Source organism: Amphibacillus cookii, from assembly GCF_016908375.1.
Classification (GTDB): domain Bacteria; phylum Bacillota; class Bacilli; order Bacillales; family Amphibacillaceae; genus Amphibacillus_C; species Amphibacillus_C cookii.
Genome location: NZ_JAFBDS010000001.1, coordinates 339,688 through 356,746, shown reverse-complemented (window position 1 = coordinate 356,746; position 17,059 = coordinate 339,688). Strand labels below are relative to the sequence as shown.

The window sequence follows — 17,059 nt, the reverse complement described above, 5'->3', positions numbered from 1 at the left end:
CGGGAATAGGATGAGCTGAAGATCCACTTTAGAAGCGCTCTTAGCTTCTAAAGTTAGCTGAAGCCATCCCCGCGAAAAGCGAATCCATTGCTTTTCGGAACGAAATAACTTCTAAACGTATACAGCACATCTATGCAGAAGTAATGTCAACAAGCCTATTGAATACCGTGTCTATTGAACACGATCAAGGTTGAACGACTATTTTCAGTGTGTGAAAGTTAAGTAATTAATAAAAGGTGGTCAGTTTTTTGATACGATTATCTCGATGGTGTCTAGCATTAATTCATGCAAGAAGATTAAAAATACATGCGTTCGCTCGAAAATACGAGCAAACGCAAAATATCAAAAAATTATTTTTCATTTAGAAAGTCTAATGCTGCTGAGGCGAGTACTTTTGCTCCGTTTAGCAATGCTTTTTCATCAATATCAAATTTGGGATGATGATATGGATAAATAAAGCCTTTTTCTTCGTTGGCTGATCCTGTAAAAAAGTAGGTCGCAGGAACTTGTTGAGAAAAATAAGAAAAGTCTTCTGCTCCCATATTTGGTTCCATTGATTGAATATTATCTTTTGGAAGCACATCGGCGGCGGCACGTACCATTAACTGATTAATCGTTTTATCATTTTTAGTGGCAGGATAGCCAAATTGATAATCAATGGTAAAATCAGCTCCAAAGGCTTTTGTTGTATGTTCAGTCACCTGCTTGACCCAGTCAGCTATTTTATAGCGTACCTCCTCATCAAACGTACGAACAGTACCTTCTAATTTTGCCGTACCAGGGATAATATTGGCTTTATCACCTGCTTGGAAGGAACCTATAGTTAGGACTGCAGGTTTAAGTGGATCAACCTTGCGACTAATAATCTGATGTAAGCTATTAATTAACTGTGCACCGATTTGCACGACATCCGTGGTATCTTGCGGAAAGGCACCATGTCCACCAACACCCATTATCGTAATTTCAAAGTCATCACTAGCACCTAATATATAGTGGTCACTGTGCCAAATATAATCAACAGGTAAGTAATTCTCCATATGTGTGGCAAAAATAGCATCCACCCCTGCTAAAGCACCATCTTCAATCATCGCCTTTGCTCCCCCAGGATCCTGCTCCTCTGCATGCTGATGGATAAAGACAATAGTACCTTCCAGCTCTTCTTGGACAGCTACCAATGCTTTTGCTATACCTAAAGCAATTGCTGTATGCGCATCATGCCCACATGCATGCATAACACCCGGGTTTTTTGACTTATATGGCACATCATTCTCTTCCAAAATAGGTAAAGCATCAAAGTCTGCACGAATGGCAACCGTTCTGCCTGGCTTACCTCCTTTTAGTGTGGCGACAACACCTTGGCCACCTACCTTTTCACGCACTTCCAACCCGAGTTGACGTTGATAATTTGCTATTACTTTCGCTGTTCGTTCTTCTTGAAAAGAAAGCTCTGGATACATGTGAAAATCACGTCGAATATCAACCATTTCCTTGTATAATTTTTCAATTATTGCAAAAACACGTTGCTTCATTTCATCACTCCTTTAAAAAATCTATGATTACAGCTTGTAAATCTACCCCGTTTGCAGGATTAATCTTTAGTACACTAAAAACGAATGATCCATTCATTGGATAAACGGATCATTCGTTTTTTTGTCTTATTTCTTTTGTTTTTGTCCAGCCTCTTTCATTTTACTTCTTTTACTTGGTATCCATCTTCTTTTTAATTAGCAAATCTTTTTTTGGTTTTCTTTTCAACCAAACCAAGGATTAAGTCAGCTATAATGGCTAATGCTGCAGCTGGTATGGCACCAGCATACAGGTAAATATCATTTTGCAAGTTGATACCACTAATGATTTGACGCCCAAGTCCACCCCCACCAATATATGGTGCAATGGTGGCAACAGCAACTGCGATAACTGCTGCTACTCTTAACCCAGCCATTAGAAAAGGAATCGATAACGGAAATTGTATTTTCACTAATAATTGTAGTGGTGTCATACCAATTCCTTTACCGGCCTCTGTGACACTAGCGTCTACTTCTTTCACCCCAACATAGGTATTTCTGACAATTGGCAATAAGGAATAAAAGAATAATCCAATCACGACGGTTTGCGTACCTAGTCCAAAGTAAAGTAGCAAGATTGCAAGCATCGCAATACTAGGGATCAATTGCAAAATGTTAACTAACGATAAAATTAATGGCGCTAATTTTTCTACTTTTGCAGCTAGAATACCAAGTGGAACTCCGACAATCAATGCCAATCCTATCGCATAGAGCACCATGAAAATATGTTCGATTGTTAGTGATACAAGTTCAGATGAATGATCAGCCATATAGCGACCAAGTTCGATTATAAACTCCATCATTGGATCCCCACTTTATTTATTAGTCTAAAAATCCTTCTTCTTCTAAAAATTCACGGGCAACTTCTTCTGTAGAACGTCCCATCATATCAACTTGACGAATCAACTCTGACATTTGTTCAGTAGAAACGGCACCTACTAAGTCTTCAAAAATTTCATTTACTTCAGGATAGTCATCAAGTACCTCATTACGTGCAACAAGTGATGCATCATATGGAGGGAAAAATTGCATATCATCTTCTAACAAACGTAAGTCATATTCGATAATTTGTGGATCTACAGTATAAGCTGTAACGACATCTAATTCATCTCCAGCAATACCTTCATACATTAACGATACTTCCATCCCACGCACATCACCAAAACCAAAACCATAAGCCTCTTGGAAGCCTCGATAACCATCATTATCTCGTTCAACCCATGTCGTATCTGTTCCTAAACGTAAATCATCAGCAAACGGTTCTAAATCCGAAATGTTTGTAATATTATTCTCATCAGCAAATCCACCTTGAATTGCTACCGCATATTCATTGGTAAAACCAATGGTATCAAACCAAGTCATATCATATTCTGGTCCGAATAATTCTTGAGCATTCTCAATCGTTTCTTGCGGATCAGTTGAATATTCAACTTCATCAAAATGATTATTGTAGACTTCGCCTGAATAAAGCATAGCAAAATCAAACTCTTCACGATCAATTGAAGCTAAAATCTGTGGACTCGCTTGAATATCTTCTGTAATATTTACTTCATGATCTGTCTTTTCTTCAACTAAAATTTTAACGATTTGACCAGCAATTTTTGGATCGGTGTATGATTGAGCACCATATTCAAAAGTTTCTCCACCGTCAGCAGAGCCGCCTCCACCGCATGCTGCAACAAAAATAAGTGTAAATGTTAATAAACTTGCTGTTATCATTTTCTTCATTATAGTTAATCCCCTTTATTTTAATTTTTATATTAAGCTCTTGAGAGTTTCTTCTCAATGAGACCAAATAACAAATCAATTATTAATGCTAATACAATCGCTAGAAATGTACCTGTAAATATCATAAACGTATTATTAGAGCCAATACCAGCCATCACTAAATCGCCAAGGCCACCCGCACCAATAACGGTTGCTAAAGTGGTCCAGCTAATAATATAAACGGTTGTAATTCGAATCCCTGACATGATATAGGGTACAGCAATCGGTAGTTCAACTTTAACTAAGCGTTGAAATTTATTATATCCCATACCCTTTGCCGCTTCGACAATCCCTTGATCAATCGATTCAATACCTGCATAGGTGTTGCGCAATAATGGTAACAGTGCATAAAGGAATAGTGCGATTACAGCGGGTCTAAAGCCAATACCAAAGAACGGAATAAGAATGGCGAATAACGCAATTGTCGGAATCGTCTGAAAAAAATTAGCAAGATTAAATATACCGTTCTTGACCTTTTCGTTTTTCATCTTTGTCATCCAAATCGCTAATGGCAAGGTCAGAATAATCGCAAAAAAGATTGAAACAAAAGCAATCGTTATATGCTCCCATAGATAGGTTAAAATATTTTCATAGCGTATTTGCCAAAATTCAATATATTCTGTTATTAAATTCATGACTTCACACCACTTTTAGCGTCGAACTTATCATGCAGGTTTTCCAGCAACAAATCCTGATCAAGCACACCGATAAATGTATCATCAGCTTCGACGATCGGTGCTATCGTATCTTTACTTGCAACAAACTTTTCAACCTCTGCAGAACGACGATAAGCGATAATATCTTCATTTAGTAAATCTTGTACGGTTTTATCTGTTGCTCTAACGGCACGATATAAAGATATAATCCCCAAATATTTATCTGCTACATCAACTACTGGTAATTGATCTTTTTTATGATCAACCATTAACGTAATAACATCTTCTACAGATTGATCAATTTTTGCATAAGGAAAATCTTCATCTACAAAAGCAGTCATTGGTGGTAAACCACGTGCTTGCTCTAAGCGATCAGAACCAATAAATTCTTCAACAAATGCATTAGCTGGACTTGTTAGTAATTGATGCGGTGTTCCTTTTTGAACAACTTGTCCGTCACGCATTAAAATAATTTGATCAGCAATTTTGATTGCCTCATCCATATCATGTGTCACAAATACAATGGTTTTATTAATTTCCTCTTGAAGTTTAACCAATTCATCTTGTAATTGTTCACGGCTAATCGGATCAAGTGCGCTAAATGGCTCGTCCATTAATATAATTTTAGGCTCTGCTGCAAGTGCACGAATCACACCGATCCGTTGTTGCTGCCCGCCACTTAATTCATTAGGATAACGCTTCTTATAAACTTCAGGGTCAAGGTCAACCATCTTCAACAATTCATCAACCTTTTTATTAATCTTTTGCTTGTCCCATTTTAAAAGCTTTGGTACAGCTGCAACATTATCATATATCGTCATGTGTGGAAATAAACCAATACTTTGGATCACATACCCCATCTGACGACGTAAATCAATCGGATTAATATCTGAAATGCGTTTACCATCAATGGTTAACTCACCATTCGTGTAATCTATTAAACGATTTAATAATTTCATCGTTGTGGTTTTGCCACAACCACTTGGCCCAATCAGGACATTAATTTTACCTTCTTCAAAGGTAAGGTCAATATCTTTTAAGGCGTGAAAGCCATCCTCATAAATTTTGTTGATCTTCTTTAATTGAATCAAACGGAGTCCCTTCCTTCATTCGGTCATTTTGTTCTAAACTTATTGTAGCTGACTTTAGTCAAGAAACAAAATCCGATATAAACTTTTTATTGTACAAACTTTATACAAAATAAAGTGTATGAATTGCATAAACTTTTAATACTTAAAAATACGGCAAATTACTTCGAAATCCTACTAAATCGTTAATTTCTATCTATTTCCTTTGTGTGTTACACTATAACAAAAATGGAAAAAGAGCTGATAATCTATGAATCATGAGGAACAACTTGAACAGATTAAACATCGTGTGAGTGAGCAAATTGCTGAAAATATGAAATCTTATGGTTTCCCAGGTACGATTGGTCGTGTCATCGCTGCTATCTATTATGAAGGTAGAGCGCTTGATCTTGACGAACTTGCTGAGCGAACGAGCATGAGTAAAACAAGAATGAGTCAAGTTTTGCGTGAAATGGTCCATTATAATATTGCCGAGAAAGCATTTGTTCGCGGATCAAGAAAAGACCATTACACAGTTGAAGAAGACTATTATCAAACCTTCATCTCATTATTCACCTCAAACTGGCGTGATGTCATTACACGGAATCGAAAAATTGAAAGCCGAATTATGCATGAGTTAAAGGAGATCATTAACGATCCAACAGCCACAGAAGAGATCAAAGAAAAAGCTCAACTCTATATTGCTGATTCTAAAGCATCGATGGCTTATTATAATTGGATTGAAAAGCTTGTTGAACTCTTTGAATCACAGCAAATTTTTGATATCGTTCCTAAACCTAATCCAGACCAAATAAAAAATGAAGGCCCTCGCTTTAAATAAGTGAAGGACTTCATTTTTATTTGTAGCCATTTAGCTACATCTATTCTTTTTATGTTTAAAACCGCTTTATTTATCACAGATAACCGTCCGTAAAACCCCCTCAAAATAGAGAAAGAATAGAGCAAATCGATTGAGGTGGGTGGTAACGAACGCTAATGTTTAGATTCACTCGGGCCAACAGGATGTTGGTCACACAAGCGTTTTCGCACGACGCGAAGACGTTAGCTTGTGTTCCATCAGTTGAGGAAAACGAAAACACCCACGGATTGAAGGTTCGTTTTATATACTAAGATTTCCAAGGTTTTCAAAACAAAAACATACTTGATTGTCTTATTAATGCATATTAGGAAAACCTTGTTGTCTCAATACATCGTAAACCAGAATAGCAGCAGTATTGGACAAGTTTAACGATCTGACTTTATCATTATCAGCCATATGGATGCGTAAACAGCGATCTTCTTTTCCAATCAGTAATGACTTTGGAATTCCATTCGTTTCTCGACCGAAAACGAAAAACAAATCTTGGGTACGATCACTAAAGTCGTAATCTGTATAGTATTTCGTACCAAAGTTCTCAATATAATAATATTCACCTTGTTGATATTTTTCATATAGAGCCTCAATCGAATCATGATATTGAATCTTCACATCATGCCAATAATCAAGCCCTGAGCGTCTTAACATTTTATCCTCCGTTGAAAAGCCAAGTGGACGAACTAAATGCAGTGTCGCATTAGTCGCTAAACATGTCCGTGCAATATTTCCTGTGTTTGCTGGAATTTCTGGTTGATATAAAACTACATGTATGCCCAAAATCTTTCACCTCTATCTATTAATTCCACCATTATTATAGCATATCACTACCAATCCGAAAGAATTTATATTGGCAACTTGGTGTCCATGCTGCTGAATCTTGGTAGTCCCAATAGCGCTGACGACTATTATTTGTATGGGCATTTACAAGTGGTTGCTGATGTGCATCCTTTGCTACGACGATGGTCGTATGATTAAAACGTCCATCACCTTCAAAATCATAACAAATCACATCACCAGGCTTTAATTTTTCTGGCGTATCCACTTCAAAGCCACGCAAACCCTTAGTTGAGCCACTTAGATACCACCTAAAAGCATGAGCAACTGACCAGCTAAAGCTCCAATCATTGTTTTGATACCACCAACCTGTAGACCGATTCGGCACGCCTCGCATCGGTGCACCTCCCGCATGTAAACATTGTGAGATATAATTGGTACAATCATTCTCCTCAAAAAAACGGTAAGCCGGATTGGCATCATTCCACCACCGTTCTGCGTATTTCACTGCCGCTCTGCGATCATAAGCAAAACGCATCGTTTCTTGAATAGGCGTTAACTCAATGATTGGATTGCTTCTTTTCTTAGAAGATAATGTTGATTCAGAATAAATTTCTTCATGATCGATTAAACGTTTATTCTTTAAAAAACAGGCCCGGTGTAGTCGAGACTGCTCCTCTTGATAAAATACTTCATCTTGTCTAACCAAAAAAATAACCTTCAAAACATAGTGGTATTGATAGTCTTGATTAGACGTGGTTTGTCTACTATAAATTTGTCCATCACCAGTTATCCGCACCACAACATTTCCCCGTCTCTCATGACATTCACGGACACGATTCACCCAATTATCTTCACGGTTTATCAATTGCTTGTGCCAATATTTATTTAGAACCACTTCGCATCTCCCCTTCCCATGATACTTTATGAAGGGAAGGGGTACGATTATGCGTTGATGCTTTCAAAAGCGAGTCCTTTTTCCATTTCTGTTAATACCTCTGGATCACGTTCATTTGCTTGAGCTTGGCGAATAGCTTGATAGCCATCTTCACGACCAATTTTCCCAATTGCCCAAGCTGCTGTACCTCTAATAACAGGTCGAGGATCCTCTCTCATGAGTCGAATTAATTCATCAACAGCTGTAACTTCTTTATAATGAGCGAGAGCAATAATCGCATTTCGTTGAATCGGTTTTTTACCCCGCCATGATCCTGCCATCTTACCAAATTTCTCTTTGAAATCACGATTTGAAAGAGAAAGTAGTGGCAATAATTCTGGCTTAACCAAATCGGGATCAGGTTCGAGTTCTGGGTGTAAATGCGTATCAACTCCTTTATTTCGTGGACATACCAATTGGCATGTGTCAAAACCATAAAGTTGGTTACCGATCTTGTCACGGTATTGATCAGGCATAAAACCTTTGGTTTGCGTCACAAAAGCAATACAGTTTTGAGCATTTAGTCGCCCTGGCGCAACAAGGGCACCAGTGGGACAGGCTTCAAGACACAGATTACAATCTCCACAATCGTCATCAACAGGCGTATCAGAAGGAAATGGAAGGTTGGTAATCATCTCACCCAGATAAACATATGAGCCAAATTCCGGTGTGATGATTGCACAATTTTTCCCACTAAACCCAATACCCGCACGTTCAGCTACAGCTCGATCAGATAACTCACCTGTATCGACCATTGATCTTGAATAAAAACCAGGCACTTTTGAAGCAATAAAGGTTGCTAATCGGTCTAACTTCTCATTTAAAACATGATGATAATCATAGCCCCAAGATGCACGGCAAAAGTTACCGCGTCGTTTACCTCGTACATTTTTTGGCCGTGACTTCATTCGAGATGGGTAAGCTACCGCAATCGCAATAATCGATTCTGCATCTTCTAAATGTAACTGGGGTTCAGTTCGTTCATCAATGGTTCCTTTTTCAAAACCCGATTGATATCCTGCCTCTTGTTGCATTTTTAAACGCGCCTTCATTTCAGCAAAAGGGTTAGCAGCAGCAAAGCCAATTTTATCAATACCGATGGTTTTAGCATAAGCAATAATTTCCTGTTTTAATTGTTCATTAGCCACTGATCTCCCCCCTTTTTCTTATACTTTGAACTTTAAAATTTCAACGTCGTCGAGGATACTTCTGCGCTGAAATTTTATGAAACATAACGTATTAGAAAAACGACATGTGCTGTGTTTTGCACATGTTCCTTTTTTCTTATACTTTGAACTTTAAATTTCAACGTCGTCGAGGATACTTCTGCGCTGAAATTTTATGAAACATAACGTATTAGAAAAACGACATGTGCTGTGTTTTGCACATGTTCCTTTTTTCTTATACTTTGAACTTTAAAATTTCAACGTCGTCGGTGATACTTCTAAGCTGAAATTTTATGAGACATAACGTATAAAAACGCAACATTTCGTTGTCTTTTAAACGAAACACTGCGTTAACCTACAAAATGTAATATTAAGTATTATAACAAGCACACCAAAAAGAAGCAATAGCTCGGTCAAATGAACTATTTTTCAAGTCATATTGTTTAAATCTAATAGACGCGGGTATGTTATTACTAAATCTAATTGAAAATTAGTAATATTTTCAAAAACTAAAATAACATTAATCATTTTAGTTTATCTATTAATCACAAATCAACCGAATGATTTAGCAAAGGAGGGTGTTCGCAATGATTTGGACCATTATTGGTATTCTAATATTGGTTTGGCTACTAGGTTTAATCTTTGAAATCGCTAGTGGTTTCATTCATATTTTACTTGTTATTGCCTTGATTGTGTTCATTTTCAATTTAATAACAGGACGCAACAGAGGTGTTTAACAACGAGCTAAGGAGGGGCATTTGATGCTTTGGACGATTATTGGTATATTACTGATCGCCTGGTTAGTCGGGTTCTTATTTAATATTGGAAATTTAATTCACATTTTACTTGTTATTGCTCTGATCGTCTTTATTGCGAGAATGATTAGAGGCAGATAAGGGACTGACTAATGAGAAAAGAATAAGATTTTAGCATAAGTCATGTTAAGTGATTAGTTTTTTAACTAAGACTTTATTCTTTTTACTAACATAAGAAAAACCGGGGAAAACCACCCGGTCCTTTAAGAGCTTAGTGTACAGCATGGACAATGATAGAAAAACGTACCGCTATGGAAATACACTGCACTTTCCGTGGGCCCAGCTTCAGCTCGCGCTTTTCCAACAGGATAAGGAAAGCCTCGTCGGTCATACATCGCACGAAGAAAATTGTTCTTTATTTTCGAGGAGTCTTCGTGTATTTCCATAGCTAGTTTTATCGCTTATCTCGGAGTGACAAACGCTTACTCCAAGAAGGCTCTTAACCCATGGTATATCAGCAAATTTTTTATGCTTTCTTACTCTTTTAAAAAAGCACAGATGTGTACTCGCCTTAATTAATATTAAGACCAGTATCGGACACATCTGTGTTTTCCTATTTTGCTAATGCTTGTAGCCATGTTTGTGCCATCAATCGATTACCTGTGCTACTCATATGCACGCCATCTACCGTTAATGGTAAGGGGCCTGATCGATGTAAATAATTTAAAAAAGCTTGATGAGTGGGAACGACAGTTAACTGATATTCATCAGCCAGTTGATTAACAATTTCCACATAAGGTTTCAATAATTGATTTCCTTTAGATTGCGGATCTTCATCAATAATAGTAGGTTCCATCAAAACGATTTTCTGTGCTCTGGTTTGTTCGATTAATTCACGATAAAGCTTGGCATAATCACTAGGATAAACATGCTCCATATCCGAATTATCTAGTTGTCGCCATACATCATTTATGCCGATAGATATCGAAACAAGATCAGGCTGATTGGCAATCACGTCAGTTTGCCAACGTTCAACAAGATCCGTTATTCGATTACCACCAATCCCTCGATTAATAAACTCAGGAAAGGAATATGGCAAATGAATCGCTAGATCATCACGAATCATCCGAACATAATTATCTCCTAGTCCTTCACTATCTTCAAACCTGCCCCATTCTGTAATACTGTCACCAATAAATAGATACTTTGCATGATCACTCATTTGTTATCCTCCTCTGCCTAAAACAACCTTTATCCTTCTATTATCCCATATATATTTGAAATTGTCTTGATATTTTTTCCTAAACTAAATCAAACAAAGTAGATATAGTACATATTCAATATGGGTAATACCTCTCTTCTATCAGTCGGAACATTGCTGATCAGATTGAATGCAAGGCCTACTTTATCACAGATAACCGTCCGTACCCCCCTCAAAATAGAGAGTAGAGCAAATCGATTGAGGTGGTCGCTAATGTCCTTGATTTACTTAACTAACAATCAGTGGGTAGGTAAGATCGTAGACTAAAACCGCCACGTCCTGTAGCCCTCCGTCCACTGATTGAAGGTTCGTTTTATGTTTGTATAAGTCACTTAAAATTGCACATCGATAATCGATTTGTTTTTACCTGTGCGTTTCGCGCGATAGAGAACCTGATCTACTTTTGAAATGACAGATGAAGCTGAGATATGCCCTTGGCGCAACAAAATAGCCCCTAGACTAACGCCAACTTGAAACGTATTCCCTTTTAGTCGATAAGCGGCTTGAAGTGTCCGCTCAATCCGCTCAATGATATGAATTAAATTAGCTTTCGTCTCAATCTCTGGAAGAAGAACAATAAATTCATCCCCACCTAATCGGGCAACTGTGTCCATGTCTCTAACAGCTTGTTTTAATCGTTTGCCTAGCTTCTCAATTACATAATCACCCGTATCATGCCCCATCTGATCGTTGATTCCTTTAAAATCATCCAAATCAAGCATCATCACAGCAAACGCTTTTTGGTTTCTTTCATATAAAGAAATCACCTGCTCAAGACGGGCATTAAACAACCTTCGATTAGCTAAGCCTGTAAGTGGATCATGATAAGCAAGACGCTGAAGTTCATGTTCATATGTTTTGCGTGCTTCAATATCACGAGCAACAACAATCGAATGCTTAAAAATACCAGCATCAGAAAAAACGGGTTCCAATTGTAACTCAAACCAACAATAATCTGCATTAATATTCTGAAAACGCACTTCAAATTTTTGCGCTTTGTTATAAGTTATGGCCGTCTTTAAATGTTGGTTAAAGCTATCATGATCATCAGAAGCCATAATATCATAGATATGTTCCCGTTCATCACCGATTAATTGTAGCCCTAATACTCGTTCGTGTGAAGGAGATAAGTAGACAAAATAACCATCTTGATCAAGTAATTGAATTAAATCAGATGAATGTTCAGCAATAAGTCGAAATCTCTCTTGGCTTGCAAGAAGTGTATCTTTAGCAAAGTGTTCAGCTGTCATGTCTTTTAAAATAGCATAGACTCCTTGCACATGTTGCTCAATAATCATCGGAATAAATTTTATTTGCAAACGAATTTGATACTGGTCTTGACTGTTAACGGTTGTATCCGCCGTGTGAGCTTGTCCCTTTAACGTTTCATCAAACGTTTGTTTAATGAATTGAAGGTCTTGTTGACTGATTAAATCAAAGATATTTCTTCTGTCTTCTGTTCGATTAATTTGCTTGAGTAATTGTTCACATGCACGATTCATACGAACAATCTTACCAGATAAATTTAAATAGCTAATCGCATCTGTATTCTCATCAAATAACGATTTATAACGCTGACGACTATATTGAAGGCGTTGACGACTTAACAAACTTTGTGTTTCTACTTGTTTTAAATTGGTTATATCTCTCGTTACAGCCACAATATGGCTTACCTTATTTTCACTAACTAGTGGTGTAAGTATTGTTTCACTTATCTTCTGACCGGCATTCGAAATAAAATAATTATCTTCATACGTATGCGTTTGCTTGCTTTGCACGACTTGTTGGTATTGTTGTGTCAAGATAGTAGCCATAGTAGATGGAATAACTTCATTTAATTCTTTGCCCACCATTTCACTCGTCAGGTTTAAAGCCTTTTTGGCTATGTGATTAACTAACTCATAATAGAATTTTTTTCCATCGTCACTGACACGCATAACAAAAACCATATCCTGCATTCCATCAATCAGAGCTTGCTTCGTTAGGTCCATGCGTATCCCCTTTTCCCGAAAAATGATTCTCTATCATTATAGCACTTTAGTCTCAGTATATATAGCACTGAAATAAAACGAAACTTCTATCAGCGGGCCTTCTCGTTCTTCGCCCACTGATTGCAGATTCGTTGAGTCAATCAGGACATTAGCGCCCATCTTAATAGATTGAACGCGGCGGGCGATTTACGGACGGTTATTTATGAAAAATTAACAGATAGCTCATAAGCTACCTGTCAATCCATAACTTTATTATTTACGTAAACGTTGATAAAATACCTTTACCATTTCCATAAGTATGACAGCACCGACAGCAAGTCCAGTTGCCATCAGCCATTGGATCAAATTAAAATTTGTCGGGATAGAGAAAATCACGCGCAAACCAGGTAATACCGTTAATAAATATAAACTGAAACAAAGGGCAACCGCTCCTAGTACATACAAATTAGATCGTAAGCCGACACTGAAAAAAGTTTGACGATTAGATCGTGCTGAGAAGGTTTGTAGTGTCCGTGCTAAAATCAAGGTGGTGAATGCCATCGCTACACCGGTCTCGACGCCATCTTGTAAACCAATTAAGTGTGAGACAATGACCATCGCCCCAATAATCGAACCACGGGTTACGACCGCACGTAGTGTCTCACCTGCAAAAATACCTTCATCAATAGAACGCGGGGCGCGATTCATCACATCTGGCTCCGATTTTTCCATCCCTAGAGCGATAGCTGGCAATGAATCATTAACTAAATTAATAAACAGTAATTGTAGTGCAGTGAAAGGATTAGGTAGCCCTAACACAACTGCAAATAGAATCGCAATGATGGCACCTAAATTACCTGAAAATAAGTAAGCAATCGCTTTTTTAATATTATCAAAAACCGTTCGACCGACTTCAACAGCATTAACAATCGAGACAAAATTATCATCAGTTAAAATCATGGCGGCCGCATCCTTACTTACATCTGTACCACTGCCCATCGCAATGCCGATATCCGCTTGTTTTAAAGCGGGCGCATCATTGACACCATCCCCAGTCATGGCAGAAATTTGGTTTTTACTTTGCCACGCTTTGACAATCCGAATTTTATTCTCGGGTGAGACACGTGCATAAACCGTAATATGCTTCAATTTCTCATTTAACTCTTGATCACTCATCCGATCAAGTTCCTGTCCAGTAACAGCAAAATCACCTTCCTCTACTAAGCCGATATCTCGACCAATCGCCTCAGCTGTCGTTTTATGATCACCAGTAATCATCACTGTTTTAATACCCGCTGCTTTTGTTTCTTTAATCGCATTATAGACCGCTTCTCGAGGTGGATCGATCATGGCAAGTAAACCGACTAAGACAAGATCATCCTCATCATCAAGACTCAACTGATTTTTACTTTTATCATACTTTTTATAAGCGAAAGCCAATACACGTAGCGCTTGAGCTGAAAATGCTTCATTTTGCTCGGTTAGCTTCCGCTGCCATTGGTCATCTAAAGGCAATTCTTCACCGTTAACAAGGATAAATTTAGCTAGTCTAAAGATCACATCAGGACCACCCTTTGTCAGTAGCATGTGTTGCCCATGCATATCATGCAAGGTTGACATTCGTTTGCGATCTGAATCAAATGGCAGTTCATCAAGACGGGGATACTGTTGTTTGATGTCTTGCTCACTTTGCTGATGTTGATTGGCATAATGAAGCAATGCTACCTCAGTCGGATCACCGACTTCATCACCCTTTGCATTGAGATAACTATCGTTACATAAAACAGCGATATCAATAAGTAACTGTTCAGAGGATAATCGATCTGTCTCTTTCGGATTAAACGCTTTTTCCTCTATTGTTGGTAAATAACTATCTGTTACGGTCATTTTATTTTGCGTTAACGTCCCTGTCTTATCTGTACAGATTACACTCGCCGAACCTAGCGTCTCAACGGCTGGCAATTTACGAATAATCGCATGCTGTTTAGCCATCTTGTTGGTGCCCACAGACAACACAATCGTGACAATCGATTGAAGTGCCTCAGGTATCGCAGCCACAGCTACAGCTACAGCAAACATTAAGGCTTGTAATAATTCTGTTGTCAAATCTACAGGCTGATCACCAAACCAAATTCGTGCCGCTTGGACAATAAAAATACCAACCGACAATAAGAAAATCCAGATACCTAACTTTTTACTAAAGGCATCAAGCTTGCGCTGAAGTGGTGTTTGTTTTTGTTCAGCCTCATTCAACAGATTGGCAATCTTTCCGATTTCTGTTTTTGCTCCGGTATCTGTCACCACAAATGAAGCACGACCATTCGTTACCAGTGCACTGCTAAACACCATATTAGTCCGGTCACCAAGGGCAACCTCCTCTGTAATGGCTTCCTCTGTTTTATTGACCACATGCGACTCCCCTGTGAGCATGCCTTCATTAACTTGAAGAGATCCGCTTTCTAGAATACGACCGTCAGCAGGTATGTAATCCCCAGCTTCAAGGTAGACAATATCCCCTCGAACCAGTTCACGTGCTGGAATTGTCTGCTTATCTCCTTGACGAATCACTTTCGCTTCAGGAGCTGACATTTCGCGCAAGGCTTCAAGGGAACTTTCTGCTTTCTTCGTTTGAATCACACTAATAGCAGCATTCATGATTAACACAATTAGAATAACAATCGTTTCAATATATTCACCAAGCAGCAATTGTACCGTTGCCGCCACTAAAAGTACAATCACCATCGCATCTTTAAATGATTCGATAAATAACTGCCATGTTGATGTCTGTTTGCCTTCCTCTAATTCATTGAACCCCTGTTTTGACTGACGTTGTTCAACTTCTGTTTGTGCCAAACCGGAGTGATCAGCTTGAAGTTCCTCCAAAACCTGTCGTTTATCTTTTTGATAAGCATTCATTCCACTATCATCTCCTGACTTCATCTATAGTTATAACCAATCCTGAATCATTCCACTCAAGCTTTTGTTCATTGATTAAATTCCATTTTTTTCTATTTATCACACAAAAAAGACCCTTACCGATAAACTCCCGAATAAAAAATTCGGAAATCTATAGGTAAAGGTCTTGCTAACAACAGATCGTTGCCAATAATGCCGGAGATATTAATTCTCGTAATGACGACACTATTGCTTGAGCTACTCCCCTTTATGCTATTACGTATTTTACGCTTCTAATTAGGAAAAGTCAAGCACTAGCTTAACAGATCAACGATTAGCGTAGTAATTGTAAAACAGACTGTGGTTGTTGCATAGCTTGTGCTAACATCACCTGTGAAGCTTGATTAAGAATATTATGACGCATAAAGTACATCATTTCTTTTGCGATATCAACATCACGAATTCTTGACTCTGCTGCTGTTAAATTCTCAGCAGATACACTTAAATTTTGAATCGTGTGATGTAGCCGATTTTCCTTTGCTCCTAATTTTGACCGCTCACGAGACACTTGCTGAATGGCTGCATCAAAACGACTGATCGCTGCACTTGCTTCTGTCAGTAATGATAATGGTTGACCATTATCAACAATATCGAGCGCTTCAGCCCCCATATCGTCGATTGATAGCGAAAAAGACTGCCCAGCGTTTGCACCAATTTGAAATCGTCGATCTTGATAACTACCATCTAATAAGTTGATTTTGTTAAATTGTGTACGGGTGGAAATATCGGTTAATTCTTCTGTAAGGTGGTTGATCTCATCCTGCATCGCTTTTCGATCCTTGTCGTCATATACACCATTAGCAGCTTGAACAGATAATTCTCTCATCCGTTGCAAGATCGCATGTGATTCGTTTAAAGCACCTTCAGCCGTTTGAATTAAAGATATTCCATCTTGAACATTAACCATCGCCCTATTCAATCCCCGAATTTGACCGCGCATTTTCTCAGATATGGTCAAACCAGCTGCATCGTCAGCAGCACGGTTAATCCTTAGCCCAGACGCCAACCGTTCAATCGACAAATGTAATGCTGAATAATTTCTTGATAAAGCTCGGTAAGCGAGCATTGCACTTCCATTATGAAGAATACGCAACATTTCCACCTCCAATGGTAGTAAAAACTTTACATTCACATGATTATAAAAGGATTATAGCACCATATGTCAGCGTTTGTCACGTTTTATTTTATTTAAATTCACAAAATATTGCATGAAAATTAAGCGGATCGGAAAAGAATTAACATAGGATAACTTTATTCATTAAATAGGGGCAGGGACTAAAGAGTAATTAGATAAGAAAAATCCGAACAT

15 protein-coding genes are annotated in these 17,059 nt (G+C 38.1%); 3 read left to right on the top strand and 12 right to left on the bottom strand.

Translation table 11 applies throughout. From position 1 onward, the window contains the following. Nucleotides 1-350 precede the first annotated feature (350 nt). The 5 genes from JOE23_RS01470 to JOE23_RS01450 all read right to left on the bottom strand — a co-directional run bounded on the left by JOE23_RS01470 (nucleotide 351) and on the right by JOE23_RS01450 (nucleotide 5,079). Nucleotides 351-1,529 carry a M20 metallopeptidase family protein gene (locus tag JOE23_RS01470; RefSeq protein ID WP_204435519.1) on the bottom strand — a complete coding sequence of 393 codons (1,179 nt, stop codon included), beginning with the start codon at nucleotides 1,527-1,529 and terminating at the stop codon, nucleotides 351-353. Nucleotides 1,530-1,720: 191 nt separating this feature from the next. Continuing rightward, a complete protein-coding gene (locus JOE23_RS01465; protein WP_204435518.1) occupies nucleotides 1,721-2,365 on the bottom strand; it encodes an ABC transporter permease in 645 nt (214 codons plus the stop codon). A gap of 22 nt (nucleotides 2,366-2,387) precedes the next feature. Then, the gene (locus JOE23_RS01460) at nucleotides 2,388-3,293 is read right to left on the bottom strand and encodes a glycine betaine ABC transporter substrate-binding protein (RefSeq protein WP_204435517.1); all 906 of its coding nucleotides are present in this window, start codon (nucleotides 3,291-3,293) and stop codon (nucleotides 2,388-2,390) included. 32 nt (nucleotides 3,294-3,325) lie between these two features. Further along, complete coding sequence (locus JOE23_RS01455; protein ID WP_204435516.1) at nucleotides 3,326-3,967, bottom strand: ABC transporter permease; 642 nt, start codon at nucleotides 3,965-3,967, stop codon at nucleotides 3,326-3,328. Beyond that, complete coding sequence (locus JOE23_RS01450; RefSeq protein WP_204435515.1) at nucleotides 3,964-5,079, bottom strand: betaine/proline/choline family ABC transporter ATP-binding protein; 1,116 nt, start codon at nucleotides 5,077-5,079, stop codon at nucleotides 3,964-3,966. The genes JOE23_RS01455 and JOE23_RS01450 overlap by 4 nt, the downstream gene beginning before the upstream one ends. A gap of 247 nt (nucleotides 5,080-5,326) precedes the next feature. On the opposite strand from JOE23_RS01450, the gene JOE23_RS01445 reads away from it, so the two are divergent. Then, nucleotides 5,327-5,896 carry a GbsR/MarR family transcriptional regulator gene (locus JOE23_RS01445; RefSeq protein WP_204435514.1) on the top strand — a complete coding sequence of 190 codons (570 nt, stop codon included), beginning with the start codon at nucleotides 5,327-5,329 and terminating at the stop codon, nucleotides 5,894-5,896. A 333-nt stretch (nucleotides 5,897-6,229) separates the two neighbouring features. Here JOE23_RS01445 and JOE23_RS01440 read toward each other — a convergent pair whose 3' ends face one another. From JOE23_RS01440 to queG, 3 genes are read right to left on the bottom strand one after another with little or no spacing between them, the layout of a single operon-like run. Then, entirely contained in the window at nucleotides 6,230-6,709 is a 480-nt protein-coding gene (locus JOE23_RS01440; RefSeq protein WP_204435513.1) for a tRNA (cytidine(34)-2'-O)-methyltransferase, read from the bottom strand. Nucleotides 6,710-6,743: 34 nt separating this feature from the next. Then, nucleotides 6,744-7,604: an amidase domain-containing protein gene (locus JOE23_RS01435; protein ID WP_204435512.1), complete on the bottom strand. Its 861-nt coding sequence runs from the start codon at nucleotides 7,602-7,604 to the stop codon at nucleotides 6,744-6,746. 47 nt (nucleotides 7,605-7,651) lie between these two features. After that, nucleotides 7,652-8,791 (bottom strand): tRNA epoxyqueuosine(34) reductase QueG, encoded by a 1,140-nt coding sequence (gene queG, locus JOE23_RS01430; protein WP_204435511.1) that lies wholly within the window; start codon nucleotides 8,789-8,791, stop codon nucleotides 7,652-7,654. Between the two features lie 605 nt (nucleotides 8,792-9,396). Here queG and JOE23_RS01425 point away from each other — a divergent pair. Both JOE23_RS01425 and JOE23_RS01420 read left to right on the top strand, forming a co-directional pair. Further along, the gene (locus JOE23_RS01425) at nucleotides 9,397-9,546 is read left to right on the top strand and encodes a lmo0937 family membrane protein (RefSeq protein WP_204435510.1); all 150 of its coding nucleotides are present in this window, start codon (nucleotides 9,397-9,399) and stop codon (nucleotides 9,544-9,546) included. A gap of 24 nt (nucleotides 9,547-9,570) precedes the next feature. Continuing rightward, on the top strand, nucleotides 9,571-9,705 hold the full coding sequence (locus JOE23_RS01420) for a lmo0937 family membrane protein (protein WP_204435509.1): 135 nt from the start codon (nucleotides 9,571-9,573) through the stop codon (nucleotides 9,703-9,705). Nucleotides 9,706-10,177: 472 nt separating this feature from the next. Here the strand turns inward: JOE23_RS01420 and JOE23_RS01415 are convergent, their stop codons facing one another. The 4 genes from JOE23_RS01415 to JOE23_RS01400 form a co-directional block, all read right to left on the bottom strand. Then, nucleotides 10,178-10,786 carry an SGNH/GDSL hydrolase family protein gene (locus JOE23_RS01415; protein WP_204435508.1) on the bottom strand — a complete coding sequence of 203 codons (609 nt, stop codon included), beginning with the start codon at nucleotides 10,784-10,786 and terminating at the stop codon, nucleotides 10,178-10,180. A 371-nt stretch (nucleotides 10,787-11,157) separates the two neighbouring features. After that, on the bottom strand, nucleotides 11,158-12,816 hold the full coding sequence (locus JOE23_RS01410) for a sensor domain-containing protein (protein ID WP_204435507.1): 1,659 nt from the start codon (nucleotides 12,814-12,816) through the stop codon (nucleotides 11,158-11,160). 252 nt (nucleotides 12,817-13,068) lie between these two features. Beyond that, nucleotides 13,069-15,711 carry a cation-translocating P-type ATPase gene (locus tag JOE23_RS01405; RefSeq protein ID WP_204435506.1) on the bottom strand — a complete coding sequence of 881 codons (2,643 nt, stop codon included), beginning with the start codon at nucleotides 15,709-15,711 and terminating at the stop codon, nucleotides 13,069-13,071. A gap of 313 nt (nucleotides 15,712-16,024) precedes the next feature. Beyond that, complete coding sequence (locus tag JOE23_RS01400) at nucleotides 16,025-16,843, bottom strand: flagellin N-terminal helical domain-containing protein (RefSeq protein WP_204435820.1); 819 nt, start codon at nucleotides 16,841-16,843, stop codon at nucleotides 16,025-16,027. Nucleotides 16,844-17,059 lie beyond the last annotated feature (216 nt).